Below are 24182 nucleotides of genomic sequence, written 5' to 3' on the forward strand. Positions count from 1 at the left end.
GGTATATGGGATTATAAAGTTACAGCTTCTCCACCTGCAGCCTCGATAGCCGCTTTTGCAGTCGCAGTAAATTTGTGAGCAGTTACTTTTAATTTTGCTTTAAGCTCTCCTCCTCCTAAAATCTTTACAAGCTCATTTTTTGTTGCCAAACGGTTTTCTACCAAAGTAGCGAAATCAACTGTATCTGTTACAACGCCATTATCCACTAATGTCTGTAAAGTTGAAAGGTTGATTCCCTGGTATTCCACACGGTTGATGTTTTTGAAACCAAACTTAGGCACACGTCTTTGCAAAGGCATCTGACCTCCTTCGAAACCAATTTTCTTAGAATAACCAGAACGTGATTTAGCCCCTTTGTGTCCACGTGCAGCAGTACCACCTTTTCCGGAACCTTCTCCTCTACCTACTCTTTTATTTTGGTTATGTGTTGAACCTTCAGCCGGTTGTAAGTTACTTAAATTCATAATGAATATGATATTATTTAGTTTCTTCTACAGAAACTAAGTGTTTAACTTTATTTACCATTCCAAGGATAGCAGAATTTGCATCATGCTCCACAACTTGTCCTAATCTTTTAAGACCTAAAGCCTCTAATGTTCTCTTTTGTGTAAGAGGACAGTTAATCTGACTTTTTACTTGTTTTACTAATATCTTTGCCATAATTTCCTTGAATTAACCTTTAAATACTTTTTCCAGAGAAACACCTCTTTGTTTTGCAACAGTGTGTGCGCTTCTCATTTGCAATAAAGCATCAAAAGTAGCTTTAACAACATTGTGAGGGTTAGAAGAACCTTGAGATTTTGACAATACGTCGTGAACACCAACAGACTCCAATACCGCACGTACTGCACCACCGGCAATAACTCCCGTACCGTGAGAAGCCGGCATCAATAATACTCTTGCTCCACCAAATTTACCTTTTTGCTCGTGAGGAACAGATTGACCACTTAAAGGAATACGAACCAAGTTCTTTTTCGCATCTTCTACTGCTTTCGCAATAGCTTCCGAAACGTCTTTTGATTTCCCTAAACCGTGACCCACTACTCCGTTCTCGTCTCCTACAACCACAATAGCGGAAAACCCGAAAGCTCTACCTCCTTTTGTAACTTTAGTTACACGATTCACACTAACCAAACGGTCTTTCAATTCAAGACCACTAGGTTTTACTAGTTCTACGTTTTTATAATTATGATACATAATTCTTAGAATTTAAGTCCAGCTTCTCTGGCACCGTCTGCTAATGATTTAACTCTTCCGTGATATAAATAACCACCTCTGTCAAATGAAACAGTACTGATTCCTGCTTTTTGTGCTTTCTCGGCAATCAATTTACCCACAGCAGCAGCAATTTCAATTTTTGTTCCTTTTGCGCCAGCTTCTCTAGAAGAGGCAGCAGCTAGTGTCACACCGTTTACGTCATCTATGATTTGCGCATAGATTTCTTTATTACTTCTGAAAACAGAAAGTCTTGGATTTGCAGCAGTTCCGCTTACAATCTTTCTGATTCTGAACTTGATTCTTTGTCTTCTTTCAGATTTTGTTAATGACATAGTCTTAATTTTTAAGCTGATTTACCTGCTTTTCTTCTTAACTCTTCCCCTACGAATTTAACTCCTTTTCCTTTGTAAGGCTCTGGCTTGCGGAAACCTCTGATTTTCGCAGCTACCTGTCCTAACAATTGCTTGTCATGAGAAGTTAATTTAATGATAGGGTTTTTACCTTTTTCAGATACAGTTTCTACTTTCACCTCAGGAACCACCTCAAGAACTATGTTATGAGAAAAACCTAAAGCAACATCCAATTTTTGTCCTTGGTTAGCCGCTCTATAACCTACTCCCACTAATTCTAATTCCTTAGTGAAACCTTCGGATACACCAACAACCATGTTGTTGATCAAAGCTCTGTATAAACCGTGTTTTGATCTTTCTTCTTTTTGATCAGAAGATCTTTCCACGATTACTTGTCCTTCCTCAACTTTTACAGATACATCTGAAAACTCCTGAGAAAGTTCACCTAATTTTCCTTTTACTGTAATTACAGCATCTTTAACCTCTACAGTTACACCCGCCGGAATTGCAATTGGACTTTTACCTATTCTTGACATTGTTAAGTCTTTTTAATTAGTATACGTAACAAATAACTTCACCACCAACATTCAATTGTTTCGCCTGTTTTCCGGTCATAAGACCTTTGGAAGTAGAAACAATAGCAATACCCAAACCGTTTAAGATTCTAGGTAATTTAGCGGCACCTGCGTACTTACGTAAACCTGGTTTACTGATTCTTTGGATATCTCTGATTACAGACTCTTTAGTGTCTTTGTCATACTTAAGAGCGATTTTGATCGTACCTTGTACAGTACTGTCATCGAATTTGTAACTTAAGATATATCCTTGATCGAATAAAATCTTAGTGATTTCTTTTTTCATGTTAGAAGCAGGGATTTCCACCACTTTGTGGTTCGCACGCACTGCATTTCTAATTCTTGTTAAGAAATCTGCAATAGGATCTGTATACATATTTATTAAATTTCGGCAACGGTTTTCAACAGGACTATCCCATTGAACCTGAAGCCATTAAACTCTATTTTTAAAGCAGATAACTGCATATTACCGGCTAAAACGCGGCAAATGTACAATTATCTGCTTAAATAAACAAACTTTTACCAGCTTGCTTTCTTTACTCCTGGAATTAAGCCGTTGTTGGCCATTTCACGGAAAGTAACACGTGAAATTCCGAACTGACGCATGTACCCTCTTGGTCTTCCAGTCAGTTTACAACGGTTGTGCAAACGTACCGGAGAAGCATTTTTTGGCAATTTTTGTAAACCTTCATAATCTCCAGCTTCTAACAAAGCTTTTCTTTTTTCAGCATACTTTTCTACCAACGCTTGTCTTTTCACCTCACGGGCTTTCATTGATTCTTTAGCCATGTCTTAATTCTTTTTAAAAGGTAAACCTAATTGAGCTAATAATGATTTTGCTTCTTTGTCTGTGTTTGCAGAAGTTACAAATGTAATATCGAAACCTGCAATCTTGTTTACTTTGTCAATATCAATTTCAGGGAAAATGATTTGCTCCAATACACCCAAGTTGTAGTTTCCTCTTCCGTCAAAACCTGTAGCTTTGATTCCTCCGAAGTCTCTTACACGTGGTAATGCAGAAGTGATCAAACGATCTAAGAATTCATACATTCTCTCTCCACGTAAAGTAACTTTAGCTCCGATCGGCATCCCTTTTCTCAATTTGAAAGACGCAACGTCTTTTTTAGAGATGGTAGCTACCGCTTTCTGACCTGTGATTTTTGTTAACTCTTCCACAGCGTGATCTACCAATTTCTTGTCAGACACTGCTGCACCAACACCACGGCTGATAACGATTTTTTCCAATTTAGGAACCATCATTACGTTTTTATAACCGTACTCCTCTGTAAGAGCAGCAATTACTCTGCTCTTGTATTCTTCTTTAAGTCTAGGTATATAAGTCATGACTATAATACTTGATTAGATTTTTTAGAAATTCTCACTTTCTTATCTCCTTCAACTTTAACCCCTACTCTAGTCGCAGACTTAGTTTTAGGATCAATTAAAGCAATGTTAGAGATATGAATAGGAGCTTCTTTTTTCACGATACCTCCCTGAGGGTTTTTAGCACTAGGCTTAGTGTGTTTCGACACTAGGTTTACCCCTTCAACTACCGCTTTATTTTTCTCGCGAAGAACACGTAAAACCTTACCTTCAGCACCTTTATGGTCGCCTGCGATAACTTTTACCACGTCTCCAGATTTGATTTTTAGCTTCATCATTGTCTTAACGAATTAAAGCACTTCTGGTGCTAATGATACAATTTTCATGAATTGTTTTTCACGAAGTTCTCTTGCTACCGGACCAAAAACACGAGTTCCTCTCATTTCACCTGCAGCGTTCAACAATACACATGCGTTATCGTCGAAACGGATGTAAGATCCATCAGCTCTTCTCACTTCTTTTTTGGTACGTACAACAACTGCAGTAGACACCGCTCCTTTTTTAACGTTTCCGTTTGGAGTCGCATCTTTAATCGCTACTACAATTTTATCTCCAACAGAGGCATAACGACGTTTCGTTCCTCCTAAAACACGAATAGTCAAAACTTCTTTGGCTCCCGTGTTATCTGCTACTTTTAATCTCGATTCCTGTTGTACCATAATTACTTCGCTCTTTCAATGATTTCAACTAATCTCCAACATTTTGACTTAGACATAGGTCGTGTTTCCATGATCTTTACCGTATCGCCGATGTTGCAATCGTTTGTTTCGTCGTGTGCTACATATTTCTTAGTTTTCAACACGAACTTACCGTATAACGGGTGTTTTACTCTTCTTGTTTCAGAAACAACAATAGATTTTTCCATTTTGTTGCTAGTAACAACACCAATTCTCTCTTTTCTTAAATTTCTTTTTTCCATCTTTCAGCAGAATACAATTATTGTAACTCTCTTTTGCTTAACTCAGTAGCAACTCTTGCGATTGATCTTCTCACAGTTCTTAACTGCAAAGGATTCTCAATTGGCGATATTGCGTGAGCATTTTTTAGGTCGGTATAAGTCTTTCTTAACTGACTAAGTTGTCCTTGTAACTCAGCTGCAGACAGATTTTTAATTTCTGATTGTTTCATAATGTTTTTTTATTATGCTTCGAAATCTCTAGCAACGATAAACTTAGTTTTAACTGGAAGTTTCTGAGCAGCAAGACGTAATGCCTCTTTTGCTACTGCGATTGGCACACCGCCAACCTCAAACATGATTCTTCCAGGTTTTACAACTGCAGCCCAGTATTCAACTGCACCTTTACCTTTACCCATACGTACTTCAAGAGGTTTCTTTGTGATAGGTTTGTCTGGGAAAATTTTGATCCACAATTGTCCTTCACGTTTCATGTAACGAGTGGCAGCGATACGCGCCGCTTCGATTTGACGAGAAGTAATGAATGAATAATCTAAAGATTTGATACCAAACATTCCGTTAGAAAGCTCGTGACCTCTTTGAGACACGCCTTTCATTTTACCTTTCTGTACCTTACGGTATTTTGTTCTTTTAGGCTGTAACATTTTTCTTTAGTTTAAAAATTACTTTCTTTTGCGTGCGTTCGGTTTACCATTTCCTTTTGGAGAAGATGATCCTGCAGATTTAGACTGTTTTTTGTCCATACCTACTAACGGAGAAAGATCTCTTTTCCCGTAAACTTCACCTTTCATGATCCACACTTTGATACCCATTCTACCGTAAGTAGTATGCGCTTCACCAAGTGAGTAATCGATGTCAGCTCTGAAAGTGGATAGAGGAATACGTCCTTCTTTGAACATTTCAGAACGCGCCATTTCAGCACCGTTCAAACGACCGGAAATCATAACTTTGATTCCTTCCGCGTTCATACGCATAGCAGCAGCGATAGCCATTTTGATTGCACGACGGTATGAAATACGACTTTCAATCTGACGAGCAATACTTGTTGCCACTAAATACGCATCAAGCTCTGGTCTTTTAATTTCAAAGATGTTGATTTGAACCTCTTTGTCAGTAATTTTCTTAAGCTCTTCTTTCAACTTGTCTACCTCTTGCCCCCCTTTTCCGATAATGATACCAGGACGAGCCGTAGTGATAGTAACGGTTACAAGTTTCAAAGTTCTCTCGATGATTACTTTAGAAACACTAGCTTTCGATAAACGAGCATGGATATACTTACGGATTTTAGCATCTTCCGCTAATTTATCACCGTAGTCATTTCCACCGTACCAGTTTGAGTCCCATCCTCTGATGATCCCAAGGCGATTTCCGATTGGATTTGTCTTTTGTCCCATACTGCTTATTAATTGCTTTGTGTGTTATTAATATCTCCTAACACGATTGTTACGTGGTTAGAACGTTTTCTGATTCTGTGTGCGCGACCTTGTGGAGCCGGACGAAGTCTTTTCAACATCATACCGCCGTCTACACGGATCTCTTTTACGAATAAGCCTGCTTCCTCGATGTTCACATCAGCATTTTTCTGCTGATAGTTGTTGATTGCTGATAACAACAATTTCTCCAACTTACGAGAAGCTTCTTTTGAACTAAATCTTAATATGTTAAGAGCTTTTTCTACCTTCTGACCTCTTACTAAATCTGCTACTAAGCGCATTTTTCTAGGTGAAGTTGGGCAGTTATTAAGCTTAGCAACAGCAACCTGTTTCTTAGCTTCTTTAGTCTGCTCGGCTCTTTCTCTTTTACGAACTCCCATAGCTTCTTATTATTTTTTACCTTTATTTTTAGCTCCAGCATGACCTCTAAAAGATCTTGTTGGCGAAAACTCTCCTAATTTATGACCTACCATGTTTTCAGTAACGTAAACAGGTACAAATTGACGACCGTTGTGTACTGCGATAGTCTGTCCAACAAAATCCGGAGTAATCATTGAAGCTCTTGACCAAGTCTTAACCACTCCTTTGTTACCTTTTTCGATATTTTCCTGAACTTTCTTCTCTAATTTAAAGTGTACGAAAGGTCCTTTTTTTAATGAACGTGCCATATCTTACTTATTATTTCTTTCTACGTTCTACGATATACTTATTACTCGGGTTAACTTTAGAACGAGTTCTATAACCTTTAGCAGGTAAACCTTTTCTTGAACGTGGGTGACCTCCTGAAGAGCGTCCTTCACCACCTCCCATTGGGTGATCAACAGGGTTCATTGCTACCGGTCTAGTTCTTGGTCTTCTACCTAACCATCTAGATCTACCAGCTTTACCTGATACAACTAACTGGTGGTCTGAGTTAGAAACTGCTCCAATCGTTGCAGAACAAGTCAACAAGATCAATCTTGTCTCACCTGAAGGCATTTTGATGGTAGCATATTTTCCGTCTCTTGCCATTAACTGAGCAAAAGTTCCAGCCGAACGAGCGATAACCGCTCCTTGCCCTGGTCTTAACTCGATACAAGAAATAACAGTTCCTAGAGGAATTTTACTTAAAGGCAAAGTGTTACCAATTTCCGGAGCCGCTTCTGGGCCAGAAACTACAGTTTGTCCTACTTGTAAACCATTCTGAGCGATGATATATGTTTTAGCACCATCTGCATAGTGTAACAACGAAATGAACGCCGAACGGTTTGGATCGTACTCGATTGTTTTCACTGTAGCAGGAACTCCCACTTTAGTTCTTTTGAAATCTACAATACGGTACTTTTGTTTGTGACCACCACCTGTGTAGCGCATGGTCATCTTTCCTTGACTATTTCTACCTCCAGAGTTTTTTTTCGGTGCGATCAAAGAACGCTCCGGCTTGTCAGTTGTAATAGTGTCAAAGCTATTTACAACTCTAAAACGCTGACCCGGGGTAATAGGTTTTAATTTTCTAACTGACATTTTCTATTAGATATTAGTATAAAAATCTATTGTTTCTCCTTCTTGTACTTGAACCACCGCTTTTTTGTAAGCATTAGTCTTTCCACTGATTAAACCACTCTTAGTGTATTTAACCGATCTATCAGCTCTGTAATTCATTGTATTCACAGCAACCACATTCACACCAAAAGCAGCCTCAACCGCATTTTTGATCTGGATTTTGTTTGCTTTTTTGTCTACAACGAAACCAAAGCGGTTGAAAGTTTCCCCCTCTTTGGTAATTTTTTCAGTAATGATAGGTTTAATTATGATACTCATAGCCCTATTATTTGCTTAAATTTTCTACAATTCCTTCTACTGAACCTTCTAAAAGCACTAAACTATTTGCATTCAAAATTGCATAAGTGCTTAATTCTGAAGAAGTTACAACGTTAGAAGCCTTTAAATTGCGTGACGACAAATATACATTTTTATTTGTATCACCCAACACGAATAAAGATTTTTTGTTTTCTAACCCTAAAGCTTTCAATACGTTAATGAAATTTTTAGTGTTCGGAGTTTCAAAAGTGAAGTCTTCAAGAACTACTAAATTCGATTCTTTCATTTTTAAAGAAAAAGCCGATTTACGAGCCAATCTTTTTAACGTTTTGTTCAATTTGAAAGAATAACTTCTCGGTCTTGGACCAAAAACTGTACCTCCACCTTTAAACAAAGGGTTCTTAACAGAACCTGCACGAGCCGTACCGGTTCCTTTTTGTTTTTTAATCTTACGTGTACTTCCGGCCACTTCAGCTCTTTCTTTAGCTTTGTGCGTACCTTGTCTTTGATTTGCTAAGTATTGCTTAACATCAAGATATACCGCATGATTATTAGGCTCAATTGCGAATACTGAATCTGCAAGTTGCACTTTGCGACCAGTATCTTTTCCGTTGATATCTAATACTTTTACTTCCATTACTTCTGAATGATTACGTAAGAGTTTTTGTGTCCAGGAACTGCTCCTTTAACCACAAGTAGGTTCTTGTCAGTCACTACTTTTAAAACTCTAAGGTTTTGAACTGTTACATTTTCTCCTCCTGTTCTTCCCGCCATACGCATTCCTTTGAATACTCTTGATGGATAAGACGATGCTCCAACAGATCCCGGTGCTCTCAAACGGTTGTGCTGACCGTGAGTTGACTGACCAACACCACCAAAACCGTGACGTTTTACAACCCCTTGAAAACCTTTACCTTTTGATACACCTACTACGTCTACGAATTCACCTTCAGCGAAAACATCCACAGTGATTACATCACCTAATTTGTACTCGTTTTCAAACTCCTGGAATTCAACGACTTTCTTTTTTGCAGAAGTACCCGCTTTTTTAAAGTGACCTAACTCAGCTTTAGTAGCGTGCTTTTCTGTTTTGTCATCGAAACCAAGTTGTAACGCTTCATACCCGTCAACCTCATTGGTTCTGACTTGGGTAACGACACATGGACCTGCTTCGATTACAGTACAAGGAATGTTTTTCCCGTTCTCATCGAATAAGCTGGTCATGCCGATTTTTCTTCCAATTAACCCAGACATATTAAACTATTTATTAATAAATTATAAAAATTCTTATTTTTTTGAGTGTGCAAAAGTAGGGATTATGTTTTTAATATCAAAACATAATCCCTAAATACTTTAGAATGCGTGATTTATCACACTTTGATCTCTACTTCAACTCCACTTGGAAGCTCCAATTTCATTAGAGCGTCGATCGTTTTTGAAGAGGAAGAGTAGATATCTAAAAGTCTTTTGTATGAACTCACTTCAAACTGCTCTCTCGATTTTTTGTTTACGTGCGGAGAACGCAATACAGTGAAAATCTTTTTGTGAGTTGGCAATGGAATAGGACCCGTTACCACAGCACCTGTACTTTTTACAGTTTTTACGATTTTTTCTGCCGATTTATCAACCAACATGTGATCGTAAGATTTTAATTTTATTCTGATTTTTTGACTCATCTTGATAAAAATTAAGCGTTACCTTTTGCTTTTTTAATTACTTCTTCGGAAATATTCGAAGGTGTTTGCTCATAGTGCGAGAACTCCATGGTAGAAGTTGCACGACCGGATGATAATGTTCTTAATGTAGTTACATAACCGAACATTTCAGAAAGCGGCACACTAGCTTTGATAGTTTTAGCACCGGCTCTGTCACCCATATCGTTAACCTGACCTCTACGACGGTTCAAGTCTCCTACGATATCCCCCATGTTTTCTTCAGGAGTAATAACTTCGATTTTCATGATTGGCTCTAAGATTACAGCTCCCGCAGCTTTCGCCACTTCTTTGTAACCCATTTTCGCCGCTAATTCGAACGATAAAGCATCCGAATCCACAGGGTGATACGAACCATCCAATAAAGTAACTTTCAAGCTATCTACCACATATCCCGCTAAAGGACCTTGCTTCATAGCTTCTCTGAAACCTTTCTCTACTGCAGGAATATATTCTTTAGGAACGTTACCACCTTTCACCTCATTAATGAACTGCAATCCAACAACTCCCGGATCTGCAGGCTCCAAACGGAATACGATATCACCAAATTTACCACGACCTCCGGATTGTTTTTTGTACACTTCTCTGTGTTGTGCAGATTTAGTAAACGCCTCTTTGTACTCTACCTGTGGTTCACCTTGGTTAACTTCTACTTTGAACTCACGTTTCATACGGTCTACCAAGATATCCAAGTGAAGCTCACCCATACCGGAGATAATCGTCTGACCTGAAGCCTCATCTGTTCTAACCGTAAACGTTGGATCTTCTTCAGCAAGTTTTGCCAAAGCCATACCCATTTTGTCCACGTCAGCTTTTGTTTTAGGCTCGATCGCGATACCGATTACCGGATCAGGGAATTTCATAGACTCAAGAATGATTGGGTGTTTTTCATCACACATGGTATCTCCAGTCTTGATATCTTTAAATCCAACTGCCGCTCCGATATCTCCTGCCTCGATGTACTCTATTGGGTTTTGTTTGTTCGCGTGCATTTGGTAGATACGGGAAATACGCTCTTTGTTTCCGGAACGAGTGTTCAGGATATAAGAACCTGCATCCAAACGACCAGAGTAAGCACGGAAGAATGCCAAACGACCAACATAAGGGTCAGTAGCAATTTTAAATGCCAAAGCCGCGAAAGGCTCATTTACGTCCGGACGACGGATGATTTTAGTTTGATCTTCTTCCAATAAATCTGCATCATCAGGATGAATACCTTCGATACCTTCTTTATCTAAAGGAGACGGTAAATATTTACAAACTGCATCCAACATGAACTGAACTCCTTTATTTTTGAAGGAAGACCCACACAACATTGGAATAATCGCCATATCGATAGTAGCAGCACGTAATGCATTGTTGATTTCTTCTTCAGTAATTGAATTCTCATCTTCCATGTACTTATCCAATAAGTTTTCATCGTAAGAAGCGATCTCTTCAATTAATTTAGAACGGTATTCTTTTACTTCGTCAACCATATCCGCAGGGATGTCAACAACGTCAAAAGTAGCTCCCTGAGTTTCATCATGCCATACAATAGCTCTGTTTTTCACTAAGTCTACTACTCCTTTGAAATCAGCTTCCTCACCGATTGGCAATGTAATCGCAACAGCGTTAGACTTCAACATGTCTTTCACCTGCTGACATACTGCCAAGAAGTTAGAACCCTGACGGTCCATTTTGTTTACGAACCCCATACGAGGAACGCGGTACTGGTCTGCAAGTCTCCAGTTGGTCTCCGACTGAGGCTCAACACCGTCAACCGCAGAGAACAAGAACACTAAACCATCCAATACACGCAACGAACGGTTCACCTCTACTGTAAAGTCAACGTGTCCCGGGGTATCGATAATGTTAAAGTGGTACGGTTTAGATTCAGGAATGTTTTTCCCTTGTTCAGTTGGGAAATTCCAGGTACAAGTTGTAGCTGCTGAAGTAATGGTAATACCTCTTTCCTGCTCTTGTGCCATCCAGTCCATTGTTGCAGCACCATCGTGTACTTCACCAATTTTGTGTGATTTCCCGGTATAAAATAAGATACGCTCCGTAGTTGTTGTTTTACCAGCATCAATGTGAGCAGCAATACCTATGTTTCTTGTGAATTTTAAATCTCTAGCCATTTCTTATGAATTAAAATCTAAAGTGAGAGAAAGCCTTGTTAGCTTCTGCCATTTTGTGAGTATCCATTCTTTTCTTAACAGCAGCTCCTTCTTCTTTAGCCGCAGCCAAGATTTCAGAAGCAAGTTTTCCTGCCATAGATTTTTCATTTCTTTTTCTTGCATACAAAATCATCCATTTCATAGAATAGGAAATTTTTCTATCCGGACGGATTTGCATAGGAATCTGGAACGTAGCTCCTCCCACACGACGGGAACGAACTTCTACGTGAGGCATAACATTCGTTAATGCATCTTTCCAGATTTCTAATGCCGATTTTTCAGCATCTTGCTTTTTAGCTTCCACAATGTCTAATGCATCATAGAAAACTTTAAAAGCAGTCGATTTTTTACCATCCCACATTAAGTTGTTCACAAAACGTGTTACTAACTGATCGTTAAATTTCGGATCTGGTAAAAGAGGTCTTTTTTTGGCCTGTCTTTTTCTCATGTCTTTTTCTTAAAAGTTAAAAATTACTTTTTAGCGTCTTTAGGTCTCTTAGCACCATATTTAGATCTTCTTTGTGTTCTACCGTTAACTCCGGCAGTATCCAAAGCACCACGTACGATGTGGTATCTAACACCTGGTAAATCTTTTACCCTTCCGCCTCTAACTAATACTATCGAGTGCTCTTGCAGATTGTGTCCTTCTCCCGGGATGTAAGCATTCACTTCATTACCATTGGTCAAACGCACACGCGCAACTTTACGCATTGCAGAGTTTGGTTTCTTTGGTGTAGTAGTGTAAACACGCGTACAAACCCCTCTTCTTTGAGGACAAGAATCTAAAGCAGCCGATTTACTCTTCTTAGTTACTTGGGCTCTCCCTGTTCTTACTAATTGTTGAATTGTTGGCATAATGTTTAATAAAATTACTAACGTTATTAATTCCCGACACTTTTCGGGGCTGCAAATGTAGGAATTAAATTTTATAAAACAAACCCTAATTCTTTAATTTTCAACACAATTCTATATTCGGCAAAAAACGCATATTCAAAAACCATTTTTTACGTTATTTTTACCAAAAGATTTTCCCGTTTGAAAAATTTGCTTCTTTTTTTACTTCTGATAGTCACCGGCTTTACCGCAAAAGCTCAGCAACTGCATTTGAAAGTGGAAGGAGATTCGCCGGCGGAAACCCAAATCATCGACAGCATCGGGTATAAAAAACTGCACGAAAACACCAAATCAATTCTGGACGAAACTGAAAATCTTACCACAACACTACTTCAGAAAGGTTTTCTGGAAAGCGAACTAATCCGTCAGCAAAAAGTAAACGACTCTACTTTTTTGTTCCAATACCACCTTGGCAAAAAAACCAATCGCATACATATATATATAGGTAAACTTTCCGAAGATGAAAAAAAACTGCTGGAATTCACCTCCGACACGATAAAACTGGAATCCTCCGAAATCGAAAGCTTCATGAACCTGAATTTGTCCAAACTGGAACAAAAAGGTTACTCCCTGAGCGAATTGCAACTCGTCAACCACAAAAAAGAAAAAACACACCTGCTTGCCGATTTAAAAATCAAAACCGAAAAGATGCGTCAACTCAATGACATCGTGATTGTCGGCTACACCAAATTCCCGGAAGGTATTCGACGGAACATCGCCAAGCAATACAAAAAGCGGCCGTTCAATCAGGAGAATTTAAAACAACTGAACGATAATTTCAAAGCGCTGCCGTTTGTCAATCAGTTAAAATATCCGGAAATTCTGTTTACCAAAGACAGCACCAAAGTATATGTGTATCTGGAGAAAACAAGAGCCAATCGTTTTGACGGGTTCATCGGTTTTGCCAACGAAGAAAGCACCGGCATCCGTTTTAACGGCTATCTCGACTTATTGCTGAACAACGCTTTAAACACCGGCGAAAAATTCAACCTGTACTGGAAAAGTGACGGTAAAAAACAGACGACTTTCAACATCGGAACCGAATTGCCGTATATTTTCAAAACGCCGCTGGGCATTAAAGCTGATTTACGGATTTTCAAACAGGACAGTACCTTTCAAAACACCACCACATCTTTAAATCTGGGGTACTATTTCCGATACAATTCCAAAGTGTTTTTAGGACATCAGTCTTCGGAATCGGTTGACATTCAGAACACCAACAATTCGTTCATCAGCGATTTTTCGAACTCCTTCTGGACGGCTTCCTATGAATACACCGATTACAATGCTGAGGACTTCCTTTTTCGCGAACGAACCGGCCTCAATGTCAAATTCGGCTTCGGAAACCGGAAATCGAAACTGGAATCCGCCGGTCAGTATTTTGTACAGCTCGACGTACATCACAATTTCTATCTGAACAAAAAAAACAGTATTGCCGTAAAAAATCAGAGTTTTTACCTGCAAAGCGACAATTACATCATTAACGAACTGTACCGTTTTGGTGGTATCAACTCCATTCGCGGTTTCGTGGAAAACAGCCTGCAGGCCAACTTATTTTCCGGACTGATGGCCGAATACCGCTACACACTAACGCCGAGCATGTACCTCCACACCATCACCGACTACGGTTATTTTCAGGACAAAACCTCCAACTTAAAAGACAACTTACTGGGCTTAGGCTTCGGCTTCGGACTGCTCACCCAAAACGGCTTATTCAATTTGATTTACGCCAACGGAAGTACCGGCGACCAGGCAATTAAATTGTCGAATTCGATTGTGCATATTAGCTTTAAGACTAATTTTTAAAAACAGATTTTTAGATTATTCAACAGTTAGATTTGTGCAGCTTTAAAAATCCAATAATCTACCCCTCTAACAATCCAGCTATCTAATTCTGATCAGATTTATTACCTAGCCTTATAGAATTTGTGACTTTTTTTAATTTATTTTTTATTAGTCACAACTTTTGTGACTTTTTTAAAAAAAATATTTTTTAGTCACAGGTTTTCGTTGCTGCAAAAACCAAAATCTACTGATTACACAGAGCAGCTCAAAAGTTTATAACAATCATCAAATCATCTAACTATCTAATAATCTAAAAAAACTATCTTTGCCCCATGGAAAAAGAACACCAAATATTCGGGATCCGCGCGATTATCGAAGCGATTCACGCCGGAAAAGAGATTGACAAAGTTTTTATTCAGAAAGACGCCCAAGGTGACTTGATGCAGGAGCTGATGAAAACGATGAAGAAGAACAACATCAATTTCAGTTATGTTCCTGTGGAAAAACTCAACCGTTTAACACCCAACAACCATCAGGGCGCTGTGGCGAGCATTGCTCCTATTGCATTTGTTTCGCTTGAAACTTTAGTAGACCGTGTGGTGGAAAGCGGTAAAAAACCTTTATTCTTAATTTTAGACCAATTGTCGGATGCCCGCAACTTCGGGGCGATTATCCGTACGGCCGAATGTACCGGGGTAGACGGCATCATCGTTCAGAAACAAGGCTCGGCTCCCGTAAACGGCGATACGGTTAAAACTTCAGCCGGCGCAGTTTTCAATGTACCGATTTGCAAAGTTGATCATATTAAAGACGCGATTTTCTATTTACAGGGTTCCGGCATCAAAACCGTAGCCGCCACCGAAAAAACCGAGAACAATATTTACGATATTTCTCTGAACGAGCCGGTAGCCATCATTATGGGCAGCGAAGACCGCGGGGTAAATCCGTCGGTATTGAAAATTGTAGACGAAAAAGCAAAACTTCCTATGTTTGGAACAATCTCTTCCCTGAACGTATCGGTAGCCTGCGGAGCGTTTTTGTATGAAACGGTACGACAACGCGGTTGATTTCAAAAAAAAGAAAAGTCCGGAGCGAAAGGTTCGGGCTTTTTTGTATGCCATATTCCCGCTATTCCTTCAAGTCCTTCACGGAGTTTCGGAGCTTTCCGTACTATCGGGGCTAGTTGGGTTACCATTTTCTTCTTGGGTTTCTTTCAGAAAATAAATCACCGGTAAATTGGAAATAAAATAAGAATATTGCTGCTCCACCGGATCGGGTTTCGGTGTCGGCACAAATTTTCCGTTTTCATCAAAATGCTTCATAAAAGGATCCTGAGACGGATCGAAATCGGGTCGTTCCCAGTCGTATTTAATCGGTTTCTGATAATCTTGGGTTTTGACAAAATAAGACAGCAGAAATCCGGTGATAAACCCCGCCAGATGTCCTTCCCAGGAAATGTTCTGTTCCGCACTCGGAAACAGGTACCACACCATGCCGCCGTACAAGACGACTATCGTTAAGGACAGCGCCACCAACCGGTAGTACCCGGACTGCAGCCCTTTAAAAAAAATAAAACTCACCAGTACATAAATCAATCCGCTGGCGCCGATATGCATACTTTCCCGGCCAATCAGCCAGGTTCCGAAACCCGACATCAAAATCCCCCACACCAGCACCTGCAAACTCTGCTCCCGGTAAAAATAGCGCAAGGCCATTACCAGAAAGAACAGCGGAATCGAATTGTTGTACAAATGCTCCAGACTTCCATGCAGAAAAGGACTGAACACCACGCCTTTCAACCCGGACAGCGTTCTGGGGTAAATACCGTAATCGTATAAACTCATTTTGAAACGGATTTCAAACCAAAACACGCCCCATATTGCCAACAGGAACAATAGCGGCCAAAGAATCACGGAAGCGGAAAATTTAAAATCGGTTTCTTTCATCGGGTAGCTTTTTCTTGATCGTATCAAAAACATATCCAAATTAAATTTAATGAAGTTTTGTCATAAATTGGTTATTTGGTTATTTGTTGATTTGAAGCCTGAAATGTTATAAATTTGACGTTTCTTATTCCCGAATAACCAAATCGACGAATAACCAAAAGCAAAAAAATGGAAGCACCTTTAGCCGAACGCATTCGTCCGCAGCAATTATCGGAATACATCAGTCAGTCGCATTTGGTGGGTCCGAACGGTTCGTTAACCCATCAGATTGCGCGTGGTATCATCCCGTCGCTCATTTTATGGGGACCGCCCGGCACCGGAAAAACGACACTCGCCCAGATTATGGCACAGGAAAGCAAGCGCCCGTTTTATACGTTAAGCGCTATCAATTCCGGCGTGAAAGACATCCGGGAGGTGATTGACAAAGCCAAACAAAGTGGCGGTTTGTTCACGGCTAAAAATCCGATTTTGTTTATCGATGAGATTCACCGTTTCAGCAAATCGCAACAGGATTCGCTATTGGCGGCTGTGGAAAAAGGCTGGGTGACCCTGATTGGCGCCACGACCGAAAATCCAAGTTTTGAGGTAATTCCTGCCTTATTGTCAAGATGTCAGGTGTATATTCTGAATGCGTTTACCAAAGACGATCTGGAAGCCTTGCTGCATCGCGCCATCGAAACGGACACTCTCCTGAAAACCAAAAATATTCAGTTAAAAGAAACAGAGGCTTTGCTTCGCTTGTCCGGTGGCGACGGCCGAAAACTGCTGAACATTTTTGAATTAATCATCAACGCTTCGGAAGCGGATTCCGTCGAAATCACCAATGATAAAGTGATGCAGCTGGTACAAAAAAATACTGTGCTGTACGACAAAACCGGAGAGCAGCATTATGATATTGTATCGGCTTTTATCAAATCCATTCGCGGGAGTGACCCAAATGGTGCGGTTTACTGGCTGGCAAGGATGATTGAAGGCGGTGAAGATGTAAAATTCATCGCACGCCGCATGCTGATTTTAGCTTCGGAAGACATCGGCAATGCCAACCCGACCGCTTTAATCATGGCCAACAACACCTTTCAGGCCGTGACCACAATCGGGTATCCCGAAAGCAGAATTATCCTGAGTCAATGTGCTATTTATCTGGCTACTTCCGCCAAAAGCAACGCGAGTTATACGGCTATCGGCAAAGCGCAGCAAATCGTAAAACAAACCGGTGATTTACCGGTGCCGCTGCATTTGCGCAATGCACCAACTAAACTCATGAAAGAATTGGGATACGGAGACGAGTACAAATACGCACACGATTACGCGAATAATTTCGCCGCACAGGAATTTCTTCCCGACGAAATCAGCAATACGGTCTTTTTTGAACCCGGCAATAATGCCCGCGAAAGAGAATTGCGTCAGTTTCTTAAAAACCGTTGGGAAGACAAATACGGATACTAAAAAAATACGAATTACTAAAATTTTATTTCCAGTTTTTCGGAAACCAGTTGGCCGTTTAGGTAGTATTCAAAAAGCCATTGGTTGTTTTTGTTGAACACCACGCCCTGAATGACATCTTTCTGCCCGATGTAAAAATTACTGACGGATGTTTTGAACAGTTTCAGCACCACTTTAGGAGAACTGTCTACCAACTGAAAACCATTTGTTGTGGGTTGGGCAAAAAGTTGGGTGCTAATAGGAGCACTCACGGGTGTATTTTCATCCATCTGCTCCTTTACCACTACCTTTTCTAACGTTTTTACTTCCTCTTTTGGCTTACTCTTTAGCGTTTGAATGGATTTTCCAACAACCCGAAACGCCTGAATATAAGCTTTGTCAAATTCTTTTTCGCGACTAGTTCCTTCCTCGGAAACAAATACAACCTGGTTCCTGCAATCTTTAAGTTCCAATTTTATTTTAGTGAAAAACAGTGTATTATTCTCAAGCATGTCTGCATAGAGCGCTTTACATCTGTTTTCTGCCAATTCCTGAGGAAAAACATCATCGTCATAAAACACAGTAAAGCCTTGTTGTTCAAAAACTGACTTCGTCAGGCTGTTCAGTCTATACTGATTCGGTTTCTTGGAAAAACTAAACTTCTGGGGAATCACAACATATTTATAATCGCTCACATTTTGTGAAAAAACGGTACTTCCAATTAACAATGCAAATAGTAAAAAGTAATTCTTCATTTTATAGTATGTTTTTTAATTCTGACAAATGAAACACTTGGGCAATATCTTTACGCACTTCCATTTTAAATTCGTTAAAAAAGACCGCATCTAAACCAACATTTAGGGCTCCCTCTATATCCGCTTCAAAACTATCCCCTATCATAAGACTCGAAGCTCTGTCGGTTTTCGCTAAATTAAGGGCATACTCAAAAATTTTGGGGTTCGGTTTTTTCACTCCGGCCATTTCCGAATTCGTTACGGTTGCAAAATAATGTGCAATATTGGAATTTCGCAGTTTTCCGGTTTGCACTTCCTGAAAACCATTGGTAATGATGTGCAGGTTGTATTTCGGTTTCAGGTAATCCAAAACGTCTATCGCACCGTCGAAGAGATGGTTAAAAGTCGGAAGGTATCTGATATAATCGTCTGAAATCAAATCGACTGTGGCGTCTTCCACTGTATAAGACATCCGATCGAAGGAATCTTTCAGTCGTTTGTAACGCAATTCCTGATGCCCGATTTTCTCTTCCCGGTACAATACCCAATAGTACTGGTTAATCGGAACATAATGTTTCAGGAATTCCTGAAGATTTACACCAATGCCGTGCTTCTGGAAAATGGCTTCAAATGTTAAAGCGGAATTTCGTTCAAAATCCCAAAGCGTATGATCCAAATCAAAAAATATATCTGTCTTATTCGTAAATCGCATTTATTTCACTCCTTTCACAATTACTGCATCCTCGATATGATAAATCCAATCGTCCACATCGGTTTCGTTGGAACGGAAAGTCCCGACTAGGGTTACATACTGATCTGTTCTTAATTTTGGCGTTTCACCTCTGAATTTAATTCCCGCTATTGTTTCCGGCCCCGATTTCCCGCAGAAAAAACAGGAAGCAAACACGTTTTTGCTCAAGGCGTAATTTTTGTTGTCAATCGGTACAATGAAACCGCTCATGGCTACTTTTCGCTTATTCATTAACCGAAGCTTTGTATTGACCACCGGAAACATGACTTCTCCGTAAGTTTTATCGTTTTTCTTCACAAATTTGATGTCGCCCAGCAATTTCCAGGTAAGCGTGTCCGGATTTTTCTGAATAAAATTGCCTGTTGTCGAAAAGGTAACGAAACCGGCCTGTTCTAATGGAACATTCGGATTGTAAAAAACCTCCAAAAGAAGAAGTGCTCCTGTTAAAAAGGTCAGCAGTATATAGGATTTACGCATTGGACAATGTTTTTGAAATATTCAGTCGATACGCTTTGACGGCCGGAATAAACGCTGCCAGAAGCCCGACAAATATAGTTACTAAAAATAAAATTCCTTCCTTCTCCCACACAAACTCCAACGGATCGAATGCAATTTTAAAAGCTTCGTCGGACGATCTGGAGATGAACATCAGCGCTACTCTACCAAGAATTGTTCCAAACAGAAAGCCGATGCTGCACAAAACCAAACTTTCTATCACAATGGTCTGTAGCAGTTGTAATCGGGAAGCGCCCTGAATCCGCAACAGTGCAAACTCGTATTTCCGTTCTTTTAAGGTATTGAACAAGGCAATGAAAATACTGATTCCGGAAATTAACATGATGCCGTATGCCAGATACTGCAGGGCGTCCAGACCAATCCCGAAAAGGGTAAACAAACGATTGATTTCAATAGCCGGAGAAGCCGCCTGCATTTTGGTGTTCTGCGCAATCATTCTCGGCCATAAAACGATTCCCATTTTGTTCCGGAATTTTATCAGCACTGCAGTGATTTCTTTACCTTCTTCAGACAATAGTGCTTCTTCGCGCTGTTCGTCGCCCTCGGTGTGTTCATGACCGATTTCCCCGTGCGGATGGGCTTCATCTTCGTGATCGTGGGTTTCGTGCATTGCCCAGACACTCTGAATGTCGGAAAGAATTAAATTATCAACCACTTTTCCGGTTTTAGAAGCGATTCCGACCACTTTATAAGCAGCTTCTTCGTGCTTCTCTCCCTCTTTGGCATTGCCGTGGGAACCGAAAAACGTATCGCCGACTTTCAATTGCAGTTTGGAGGCAATTTCGCTTCCGATTACCACTTCAAACGTATGGGCAAACATTTTGCCTTTTTCGACCCTTCCGCCGAATTTCGCCAAATATTCCGGAGTGGTTCCTAAAATTTTAAATCCTAAATAGTTATCGCCATAAGCCAACGGAATGGCCGATTGTACAAACGGGTTCTGCATCCAGGTTTTGGCTTCGGCATAATTGATATTTCCCGTAGGCGCATCCAACTGATAAACAGACGACAACACCAGCTGCAATGGGCTTCCCTGCGCGCCCAGTACTAAATCGATATCGTCGGCATTACTGGAAAACTGCTCTTCGAATTGCTTCTGCAGCAAAATCAAAACGGTTATAATGGCCACACTCGACATCAGCAAGATGATACTCAGGATGGTACTCAAGGGCTTAAACCACGTATTTCGCCAGGCTAATTTCCCTATCATGACAACGAAATTTGATTGGTGAAACGTTCTTTTAAACGGGAATCGTGGGTTACGATTACCAGTGCGGTCTTGTATTCCTGCGATAATTTTTCAAGCAAATCAGCTACTTTGAAAGCATTTTCATCGTCCAAGCTTGAAGTGGGTTCATCGGCTAAAACCACTTTCGGTTCATTGATTAAAGCTCTTGCGATGGATACCCGCTGTTGTTGCCCCACGCTTAATTGGGATGGCAGTTTGTACCATTGGTCTTTTAAATCGAGATGCTCCAACAGTAATTTGGCCTTCTCTTTAGCCTTTTTTCCGGAAGCCAGCCAGGAAGCCAGCATTACATTTTCCAAAACGGTAAAGGCTTCGATAAAATGGTTTTCCTGCAACACCAAACCAATGTTTTTTCCCCGAAAATGATCTAATTTACGTTCGGAAAACAATTCAATGTTGGTACTGTTGATGATTACTTCCCCGGATTCCGGCCGCAACAATCCGCCAAGGATGTGCAGCAAAGTGGTTTTCCCTTTACCGGAACCACCCGTAATCAAACAGGTTTCGCCTTCCGGACACTGAATATCCGGGAACATGAAAACGGTCGATGAATTATAGGAAAAAGTTATGTTTTTGGTTTGGATCATTCCGAAACAATTTCGTGCAATTTAAGAAAATGGAAAAGAATATCCTCTTAAAGAAACTTTAATCTACAAAATTCCTTCATCGGCAAAACTGAAATAACTTTTCTCCGTCACAATCACATGATCCAGTACCGGAACATCAAGATGGCGGCCGGCTTCTTTCAGCTTTCGGGTGATTTGTTTGTCGGCTTCGCTCGCTGTTAAAGTACCGGAAGGATGATTGTGTACCAAAATAATCGAAGTTGCCGTATGTTCCAAAGCGGTTTTGAATATAATTCGCGTATCTACAACTGTTCCGGTTATGCCTCCTTTGCTTACCTGTGTTTTATAAATCACTTTGTTTGAATTGTTTAAATATAAAACCCAGAACTCTTCGTGCGGCAATTCACCAATAAGCGGCTGCATGAGTTCAAAAACAACTTTACTGGAGGTGATTTTTGACAACTCCGGAATTTCTTCCGATTTGCGGCGGCGTCCTAATTCTGTGGCGGCAACGATGGAGATGGCTTTGGCCTCGCCTATTCCTTTAAAATGCATCAGTTGTTTGACCGATAATTTTCCGAGTACATTCAGATTGTTATCCACCGAAGCCAGTATGCGTTTCGACAACTGTACGGCGCTTTCATTACGGCTGCCCGAACCTATCAGAATCGCGATTAATTCGGCATCGCTTAATACGGATTTGCCTTTCAGCATGAGTTTTTCGCGGGGCTTATCGTCTTCGGCCCAGCATTTTATGGAGAAGTTGGTGGTTTCCATGGCGTATACTTAAAATCTTACTTTTTGCGTTATATCAGAAACACAAAGATATGAAAATTTTAAAATATTTAGCTTTTTTCTTACTTTTAAATAGCTTTACCGCTTCTGAAAAAGATTTTTACGAGAAGTTATCCGATGCCGCGCTCTTGCTTACAAAAGACCAGGTAACGTACGATCCGGCCTATGTCAAAATTTTGTATCCGAACGGCGATGTACCCAAAAACAAAGGGGTTTGCACCGATGTGGTAATCCGGGCTTACCGAAAATTAGGCATTGACCTGCAGAAAGAAGTACACGAAGACATGAAAGACAATTTTTCGCAGTATCCCAATCAGAAACGCTGGGGTCTGAAAAAACCGGATACCAATATTGACCACAGAAGAGTACCGAATCTGGAAGCGTTTTTCAGCCGAAAAGGAGAAACTCTGAAAGTGACGCAAAATCCGAAGGATTATAAAACCGGAGAATTGGTAACCTGGATGATTGGCGACAAACTGCCACACATCGGTATTGTTACCAACAAAAAATCACCGGACGGAAAACGCCCGATGATTGTACATAATGTGGGTGCCGGACAGGTTTTGGAGGATTGCTTGTTTTCCTATACTATTGTCGGGCATTTTAAGTATTCTAATTAATCAGATTTTTCACTTCATCAAAATTCAAGCCGCCGTAATTCCCGGAACTCATCAGCAATAAGGCAGAGTTCTCTAAATCACGATTGAACAGAAAGTTCTTAAATTCTTCCGGATTGGTATAAATGATTAAATCGTTGCGCTTGAAAGACTGCGCAATCTGGTCGTAAGTCACTTCTTCCAACTGCTTGATTTTTACGGCATCCGGTGAATAGAAAACCACCGCAACATCAGCATGGTCCAAAGCGCCTTCGTATTGTTTTAAAAATTCGGCATTTAAACTGCTGTACGTGTGGAGTTCCAGGCAAGCCACAAGCGTTCGGTTCGGATACTGTTCTTTAACCGCTTTGGTAGTCGCCGCTACTTTGCTTGGCGAATGCGCGAAATCTTTGTAGGCTACTTTGGTTTTGCTTTCCGCGATTTTTTCCAAACGTTTGGAAGCGCCTTTAAAACTCGCAATAGCTTCGTAGAAATCGGCTTCGTCCACGCCCATGTTCTGGCAAATCCATTTGGCGCCGGCTAAATTGTTCAGGTTGTGCGCTCCGAATACTTCAATCGGCATTGGGCCTTCCGGGGTTTCCAAAAGTGTTACGCCGTATTCTACTGTGTATTCCGGTGTGTGATATGCAATTTTACGGATTGGATTAGTAGCCGCTTCCGCTACGCGTTTTACTTCCGAATCGTTTTCGTTGTACACCAAAATGCCGCCATTGGTAATCTTCTGAATGAAAATTTCGAATTGTTCCACGTAATTCTCATAGGTCGGAAACACGTTGATATGATCCCAGGCGATTCCTGAAATTAACGCAATATTCGGTTGGTACAAATGGAATTTCGGTCGTCTGTCGATTGGAGACGACAAATATTCGTCGCCTTCCAAAACGATGAAATCATTTTCTTCGGTTAAATGCACCATGGTATCAAAACCTTCCAATTGGGCACCGACCATATAATCCACGTTAATGCCGTGGTAGTGCATGACGTGCAGAATCATCGAAGTGATGGTCGTTTTTCCGTGTGAACCGCCAATCACCACACGGGTTTTGTTCTTCGATTGCTCGTATAAAAATTCAGGGTACGAATAGATTTTCAACCCTAATTCTTTCGCTTTCAGCAATTCCGGATTGTCGGCTTTGGCGTGCATGCCTAAAATGACGGCCTCGATATCGGAAGTGATTTTTTCAGGAAACCAGCCCATTTCCGCCGGCAATAAACCTTTCTTTTCCAGTCTTGATTTGGAAGGTTCAAAAATGGCATCGTCGCTTCCGGTTACCTGATAACCTTTGTTGTGTAAGGCCAAGGCTAAGTTGTGCATGGCGGCTCCGCCTATCGCTATAAAATGTGTACGCATTGGTAAATCT

Annotated in this window: 36 protein-coding genes; 4 read left to right on the forward strand and 32 right to left on the reverse strand. The window is 40.5% G+C overall.

What is annotated here, in order from left to right; genetic code table 11:
- Positions 1-11: 11 nt before the first annotated feature.
- The 24 genes from rplO to rpsL all read right to left on the reverse strand — a co-directional run bounded on the left by rplO (position 12) and on the right by rpsL (position 12401).
- Entirely contained in the window at positions 12-464 is a 453-nt protein-coding gene (rplO, locus tag G498_RS0112020) for a 50S ribosomal protein L15 (protein ID WP_026981372.1), read from the reverse strand.
- A gap of 13 nt (positions 465-477) precedes the next feature.
- On the reverse strand, positions 478-660 hold the full coding sequence (gene rpmD, locus G498_RS0112025) for a 50S ribosomal protein L30 (protein WP_026981373.1): 183 nt from the start codon (positions 658-660) through the stop codon (positions 478-480).
- 12 nt (positions 661-672) lie between these two features.
- Positions 673-1197 (reverse strand): 30S ribosomal protein S5, encoded by a 525-nt coding sequence (gene rpsE, locus G498_RS0112030; protein WP_026981374.1) that lies wholly within the window; start codon positions 1195-1197, stop codon positions 673-675.
- A 5-nt stretch (positions 1198-1202) separates the two neighbouring features.
- The gene (rplR, locus tag G498_RS0112035; RefSeq protein ID WP_026981375.1) at positions 1203-1550 is read right to left on the reverse strand and encodes a 50S ribosomal protein L18; all 348 of its coding nucleotides are present in this window, start codon (positions 1548-1550) and stop codon (positions 1203-1205) included.
- Positions 1551-1561: 11 nt separating this feature from the next.
- Entirely contained in the window at positions 1562-2104 is a 543-nt protein-coding gene (gene rplF / locus G498_RS0112040) for a 50S ribosomal protein L6 (RefSeq protein WP_026981376.1), read from the reverse strand.
- A 16-nt stretch (positions 2105-2120) separates the two neighbouring features.
- Entirely contained in the window at positions 2121-2519 is a 399-nt protein-coding gene (gene rpsH, locus G498_RS0112045; protein ID WP_026981377.1) for a 30S ribosomal protein S8, read from the reverse strand.
- 143 nt (positions 2520-2662) lie between these two features.
- Positions 2663-2932: a 30S ribosomal protein S14 gene (gene rpsN / locus G498_RS0112050; RefSeq protein WP_026981378.1), complete on the reverse strand. Its 270-nt coding sequence runs from the start codon at positions 2930-2932 to the stop codon at positions 2663-2665.
- 3 nt (positions 2933-2935) lie between these two features.
- Positions 2936-3487 carry a 50S ribosomal protein L5 gene (rplE, locus tag G498_RS0112055; RefSeq protein ID WP_026981379.1) on the reverse strand — a complete coding sequence of 184 codons (552 nt, stop codon included), beginning with the start codon at positions 3485-3487 and terminating at the stop codon, positions 2936-2938.
- Positions 3488-3489: 2 nt separating this feature from the next.
- A complete protein-coding gene (gene rplX / locus G498_RS0112060; RefSeq protein ID WP_026981380.1) occupies positions 3490-3804 on the reverse strand; it encodes a 50S ribosomal protein L24 in 315 nt (104 codons plus the stop codon).
- 12 nt (positions 3805-3816) lie between these two features.
- On the reverse strand, positions 3817-4185 hold the full coding sequence (rplN, locus tag G498_RS0112065) for a 50S ribosomal protein L14 (RefSeq protein WP_014166275.1): 369 nt from the start codon (positions 4183-4185) through the stop codon (positions 3817-3819).
- 2 nt (positions 4186-4187) lie between these two features.
- Positions 4188-4445, reverse strand: a complete 258-nt coding sequence (rpsQ, locus tag G498_RS0112070; RefSeq protein WP_026981381.1) for a 30S ribosomal protein S17 — start codon at positions 4443-4445, stop codon at positions 4188-4190.
- Positions 4446-4462: 17 nt separating this feature from the next.
- Positions 4463-4654 carry a 50S ribosomal protein L29 gene (rpmC, locus tag G498_RS0112075; protein WP_026981382.1) on the reverse strand — a complete coding sequence of 64 codons (192 nt, stop codon included), beginning with the start codon at positions 4652-4654 and terminating at the stop codon, positions 4463-4465.
- Positions 4655-4666: 12 nt separating this feature from the next.
- A complete protein-coding gene (gene rplP, locus G498_RS0112080) occupies positions 4667-5086 on the reverse strand; it encodes a 50S ribosomal protein L16 (RefSeq protein WP_026981383.1) in 420 nt (139 codons plus the stop codon).
- Positions 5087-5104: 18 nt separating this feature from the next.
- Entirely contained in the window at positions 5105-5836 is a 732-nt protein-coding gene (gene rpsC / locus G498_RS0112085; protein WP_026981384.1) for a 30S ribosomal protein S3, read from the reverse strand.
- A gap of 8 nt (positions 5837-5844) precedes the next feature.
- Positions 5845-6255, reverse strand: a complete 411-nt coding sequence (gene rplV, locus G498_RS0112090) for a 50S ribosomal protein L22 (protein ID WP_026981385.1) — start codon at positions 6253-6255, stop codon at positions 5845-5847.
- Positions 6256-6264: 9 nt separating this feature from the next.
- Positions 6265-6543 (reverse strand): 30S ribosomal protein S19, encoded by a 279-nt coding sequence (gene rpsS / locus G498_RS0112095; protein WP_023570340.1) that lies wholly within the window; start codon positions 6541-6543, stop codon positions 6265-6267.
- 10 nt (positions 6544-6553) lie between these two features.
- Entirely contained in the window at positions 6554-7378 is an 825-nt protein-coding gene (gene rplB / locus G498_RS0112100; protein ID WP_026981386.1) for a 50S ribosomal protein L2, read from the reverse strand.
- 6 nt (positions 7379-7384) lie between these two features.
- On the reverse strand, positions 7385-7675 hold the full coding sequence (gene rplW, locus G498_RS0112105) for a 50S ribosomal protein L23 (protein WP_026981387.1): 291 nt from the start codon (positions 7673-7675) through the stop codon (positions 7385-7387).
- 7 nt (positions 7676-7682) lie between these two features.
- Positions 7683-8312: a 50S ribosomal protein L4 gene (rplD, locus tag G498_RS0112110; protein WP_026981388.1), complete on the reverse strand. Its 630-nt coding sequence runs from the start codon at positions 8310-8312 to the stop codon at positions 7683-7685.
- On the reverse strand, positions 8312-8929 hold the full coding sequence (rplC, locus tag G498_RS0112115; RefSeq protein WP_026981389.1) for a 50S ribosomal protein L3: 618 nt from the start codon (positions 8927-8929) through the stop codon (positions 8312-8314). The genes rplD and rplC overlap by 1 nt, the downstream gene beginning before the upstream one ends.
- A gap of 116 nt (positions 8930-9045) precedes the next feature.
- Entirely contained in the window at positions 9046-9351 is a 306-nt protein-coding gene (gene rpsJ / locus G498_RS0112120; protein ID WP_023579610.1) for a 30S ribosomal protein S10, read from the reverse strand.
- A gap of 11 nt (positions 9352-9362) precedes the next feature.
- Positions 9363-11507: an elongation factor G gene (gene fusA / locus G498_RS0112125; protein ID WP_026981390.1), complete on the reverse strand. Its 2145-nt coding sequence runs from the start codon at positions 11505-11507 to the stop codon at positions 9363-9365.
- A 10-nt stretch (positions 11508-11517) separates the two neighbouring features.
- Positions 11518-11994 carry a 30S ribosomal protein S7 gene (gene rpsG / locus G498_RS0112130; RefSeq protein ID WP_026981391.1) on the reverse strand — a complete coding sequence of 159 codons (477 nt, stop codon included), beginning with the start codon at positions 11992-11994 and terminating at the stop codon, positions 11518-11520.
- Between the two features lie 23 nt (positions 11995-12017).
- Positions 12018-12401: a 30S ribosomal protein S12 gene (rpsL, locus tag G498_RS0112135; protein WP_026981392.1), complete on the reverse strand. Its 384-nt coding sequence runs from the start codon at positions 12399-12401 to the stop codon at positions 12018-12020.
- A gap of 180 nt (positions 12402-12581) precedes the next feature.
- Between rpsL and G498_RS0112140 the strand changes: the two genes are divergently transcribed.
- Positions 12582-14246, forward strand: a complete 1665-nt coding sequence (locus G498_RS0112140; RefSeq protein WP_026981393.1) for a BamA/TamA family outer membrane protein — start codon at positions 12582-12584, stop codon at positions 14244-14246.
- Positions 14247-14557: 311 nt separating this feature from the next.
- Positions 14558-15292 carry a 23S rRNA (guanosine(2251)-2'-O)-methyltransferase RlmB gene (gene rlmB, locus G498_RS0112145; protein ID WP_026981394.1) on the forward strand — a complete coding sequence of 245 codons (735 nt, stop codon included), beginning with the start codon at positions 14558-14560 and terminating at the stop codon, positions 15290-15292.
- 78 nt (positions 15293-15370) lie between these two features.
- Here the strand turns inward: rlmB and G498_RS0112150 are convergent, their stop codons facing one another.
- A complete protein-coding gene (locus G498_RS0112150) occupies positions 15371-16171 on the reverse strand; it encodes a rhomboid family intramembrane serine protease (protein ID WP_026981395.1) in 801 nt (266 codons plus the stop codon).
- Positions 16172-16339: 168 nt separating this feature from the next.
- Between G498_RS0112150 and G498_RS0112155 the strand changes: the two genes are divergently transcribed.
- Positions 16340-17617 (forward strand): replication-associated recombination protein A, encoded by a 1278-nt coding sequence (locus G498_RS0112155; protein ID WP_026981396.1) that lies wholly within the window; start codon positions 16340-16342, stop codon positions 17615-17617.
- A 14-nt stretch (positions 17618-17631) separates the two neighbouring features.
- Here the strand turns inward: G498_RS0112155 and G498_RS0112160 are convergent, their stop codons facing one another.
- The 6 genes from G498_RS0112160 to radC form a co-directional block, all read right to left on the reverse strand.
- Positions 17632-18348, reverse strand: coding sequence for a hypothetical protein (locus tag G498_RS0112160; RefSeq protein WP_026981397.1), 717 nt, complete (start codon positions 18346-18348; stop codon positions 17632-17634).
- Position 18349: 1 nt separating this feature from the next.
- The gene (locus G498_RS0112165; RefSeq protein ID WP_026981398.1) at positions 18350-19039 is read right to left on the reverse strand and encodes a YjjG family noncanonical pyrimidine nucleotidase; all 690 of its coding nucleotides are present in this window, start codon (positions 19037-19039) and stop codon (positions 18350-18352) included.
- On the reverse strand, positions 19040-19555 hold the full coding sequence (locus G498_RS15145) for a hypothetical protein (protein WP_035744433.1): 516 nt from the start codon (positions 19553-19555) through the stop codon (positions 19040-19042).
- On the reverse strand, positions 19548-20804 hold the full coding sequence (locus G498_RS0112175) for an ABC transporter permease (protein ID WP_026981399.1): 1257 nt from the start codon (positions 20802-20804) through the stop codon (positions 19548-19550). Before G498_RS0112175 ends, G498_RS15145 begins: the two co-directional genes overlap by 8 nt.
- Positions 20801-21430 carry an ABC transporter ATP-binding protein gene (locus tag G498_RS0112180; protein ID WP_026981400.1) on the reverse strand — a complete coding sequence of 210 codons (630 nt, stop codon included), beginning with the start codon at positions 21428-21430 and terminating at the stop codon, positions 20801-20803. Before G498_RS0112180 ends, G498_RS0112175 begins: the two co-directional genes overlap by 4 nt.
- Positions 21431-21493: 63 nt before the next feature.
- Positions 21494-22186 carry a RadC family protein gene (gene radC, locus G498_RS0112185; RefSeq protein WP_026981401.1) on the reverse strand — a complete coding sequence of 231 codons (693 nt, stop codon included), beginning with the start codon at positions 22184-22186 and terminating at the stop codon, positions 21494-21496.
- A gap of 50 nt (positions 22187-22236) precedes the next feature.
- Between radC and G498_RS0112190 the strand changes: the two genes are divergently transcribed.
- Complete coding sequence (locus G498_RS0112190; RefSeq protein WP_026981402.1) at positions 22237-22824, forward strand: DUF1287 domain-containing protein; 588 nt, start codon at positions 22237-22239, stop codon at positions 22822-22824.
- Here G498_RS0112190 and G498_RS0112195 read toward each other — a convergent pair.
- Entirely contained in the window at positions 22817-24172 is a 1356-nt protein-coding gene (locus G498_RS0112195) for a UDP-N-acetylmuramate--L-alanine ligase (RefSeq protein WP_026981403.1), read from the reverse strand. The two genes, G498_RS0112190 and G498_RS0112195, sit on opposite strands and share 8 nt — an antisense overlap.
- Between the last annotated feature and the right edge of the window lie 10 nt (positions 24173-24182).

Origin of the sequence: Flavobacterium suncheonense GH29-5 = DSM 17707, from assembly GCF_000430025.1 — a bacterium.
In the GTDB taxonomy this organism is placed as follows: domain Bacteria; phylum Bacteroidota; class Bacteroidia; order Flavobacteriales; family Flavobacteriaceae; genus Flavobacterium; species Flavobacterium suncheonense.

What these genes read in the sequence shown, in the direction of transcription:
- rplO (WP_026981372.1), bottom strand. Translation starts at nt 464, where the DNA reads ATGAATTTAAGTAACTTACAACCGGCTGAAGGTTCAACACATAACCAA.
- rpmD (WP_026981373.1), bottom strand. Translation starts at nt 660, where the DNA reads ATGGCAAAGATATTAGTAAAACAAGTAAAAAGTCAGATTAACTGTCCT.
- rpsE (WP_026981374.1), bottom strand. Translation starts at nt 1,197, where the DNA reads ATGTATCATAATTATAAAAACGTAGAACTAGTAAAACCTAGTGGTCTT.
- rplR (WP_026981375.1), bottom strand. Translation starts at nt 1,550, where the DNA reads ATGTCATTAACAAAATCTGAAAGAAGACAAAGAATCAAGTTCAGAATC.
- rplF (WP_026981376.1), bottom strand. Translation starts at nt 2,104, where the DNA reads ATGTCAAGAATAGGTAAAAGTCCAATTGCAATTCCGGCGGGTGTAACT.
- rpsH (WP_026981377.1), bottom strand. Translation starts at nt 2,519, where the DNA reads ATGTATACAGATCCTATTGCAGATTTCTTAACAAGAATTAGAAATGCA.
- rpsN (WP_026981378.1), bottom strand. Translation starts at nt 2,932, where the DNA reads ATGGCTAAAGAATCAATGAAAGCCCGTGAGGTGAAAAGACAAGCGTTG.
- rplE (WP_026981379.1), bottom strand. Translation starts at nt 3,487, where the DNA reads ATGACTTATATACCTAGACTTAAAGAAGAATACAAGAGCAGAGTAATT.
- rplX (WP_026981380.1), bottom strand. Translation starts at nt 3,804, where the DNA reads ATGATGAAGCTAAAAATCAAATCTGGAGACGTGGTAAAAGTTATCGCA.
- rplN (WP_014166275.1), bottom strand. Translation starts at nt 4,185, where the DNA reads ATGGTACAACAGGAATCGAGATTAAAAGTAGCAGATAACACGGGAGCC.
- rpsQ (WP_026981381.1), bottom strand. Translation starts at nt 4,445, where the DNA reads ATGGAAAAAAGAAATTTAAGAAAAGAGAGAATTGGTGTTGTTACTAGC.
- rpmC (WP_026981382.1), bottom strand. Translation starts at nt 4,654, where the DNA reads ATGAAACAATCAGAAATTAAAAATCTGTCTGCAGCTGAGTTACAAGGA.
- rplP (WP_026981383.1), bottom strand. Translation starts at nt 5,086, where the DNA reads ATGTTACAGCCTAAAAGAACAAAATACCGTAAGGTACAGAAAGGTAAA.
- rpsC (WP_026981384.1), bottom strand. Translation starts at nt 5,836, where the DNA reads ATGGGACAAAAGACAAATCCAATCGGAAATCGCCTTGGGATCATCAGA.
- rplV (WP_026981385.1), bottom strand. Translation starts at nt 6,255, where the DNA reads ATGGGAGTTCGTAAAAGAGAAAGAGCCGAGCAGACTAAAGAAGCTAAG.
- rpsS (WP_023570340.1), bottom strand. Translation starts at nt 6,543, where the DNA reads ATGGCACGTTCATTAAAAAAAGGACCTTTCGTACACTTTAAATTAGAG.
- rplB (WP_026981386.1), bottom strand. Translation starts at nt 7,378, where the DNA reads ATGTCAGTTAGAAAATTAAAACCTATTACCCCGGGTCAGCGTTTTAGA.
- rplW (WP_026981387.1), bottom strand. Translation starts at nt 7,675, where the DNA reads ATGAGTATCATAATTAAACCTATCATTACTGAAAAAATTACCAAAGAG.
- rplD (WP_026981388.1), bottom strand. Translation starts at nt 8,312, where the DNA reads ATGGAAGTAAAAGTATTAGATATCAACGGAAAAGATACTGGTCGCAAA.
- rplC (WP_026981389.1), bottom strand. Translation starts at nt 8,929, where the DNA reads ATGTCTGGGTTAATTGGAAGAAAAATCGGCATGACCAGCTTATTCGAT.
- rpsJ (WP_023579610.1), bottom strand. Translation starts at nt 9,351, where the DNA reads ATGAGTCAAAAAATCAGAATAAAATTAAAATCTTACGATCACATGTTG.
- fusA (WP_026981390.1), bottom strand. Translation starts at nt 11,507, where the DNA reads ATGGCTAGAGATTTAAAATTCACAAGAAACATAGGTATTGCTGCTCAC.
- rpsG (WP_026981391.1), bottom strand. Translation starts at nt 11,994, where the DNA reads ATGAGAAAAAGACAGGCCAAAAAAAGACCTCTTTTACCAGATCCGAAA.
- rpsL (WP_026981392.1), bottom strand. Translation starts at nt 12,401, where the DNA reads ATGCCAACAATTCAACAATTAGTAAGAACAGGGAGAGCCCAAGTAACT.
- rlmB (WP_026981394.1), top strand. Translation starts at nt 14,558, where the DNA reads ATGGAAAAAGAACACCAAATATTCGGGATCCGCGCGATTATCGAAGCG.
- G498_RS0112150 (WP_026981395.1), bottom strand. Translation starts at nt 16,171, where the DNA reads ATGAAAGAAACCGATTTTAAATTTTCCGCTTCCGTGATTCTTTGGCCG.
- G498_RS0112155 (WP_026981396.1), top strand. Translation starts at nt 16,340, where the DNA reads ATGGAAGCACCTTTAGCCGAACGCATTCGTCCGCAGCAATTATCGGAA.
- G498_RS0112160 (WP_026981397.1), bottom strand. Translation starts at nt 18,348, where the DNA reads ATGAAGAATTACTTTTTACTATTTGCATTGTTAATTGGAAGTACCGTT.
- G498_RS0112165 (WP_026981398.1), bottom strand. Translation starts at nt 19,039, where the DNA reads ATGCGATTTACGAATAAGACAGATATATTTTTTGATTTGGATCATACG.
- G498_RS15145 (WP_035744433.1), bottom strand. Translation starts at nt 19,555, where the DNA reads ATGCGTAAATCCTATATACTGCTGACCTTTTTAACAGGAGCACTTCTT.
- G498_RS0112175 (WP_026981399.1), bottom strand. Translation starts at nt 20,804, where the DNA reads ATGATAGGGAAATTAGCCTGGCGAAATACGTGGTTTAAGCCCTTGAGT.
- G498_RS0112180 (WP_026981400.1), bottom strand. Translation starts at nt 21,430, where the DNA reads ATGATCCAAACCAAAAACATAACTTTTTCCTATAATTCATCGACCGTT.
- radC (WP_026981401.1), bottom strand. Translation starts at nt 22,186, where the DNA reads ATGGAAACCACCAACTTCTCCATAAAATGCTGGGCCGAAGACGATAAG.
- G498_RS0112190 (WP_026981402.1), top strand. Translation starts at nt 22,237, where the DNA reads ATGAAAATTTTAAAATATTTAGCTTTTTTCTTACTTTTAAATAGCTTT.
- G498_RS0112195 (WP_026981403.1), bottom strand. Translation starts at nt 24,172, where the DNA reads ATGCGTACACATTTTATAGCGATAGGCGGAGCCGCCATGCACAACTTA.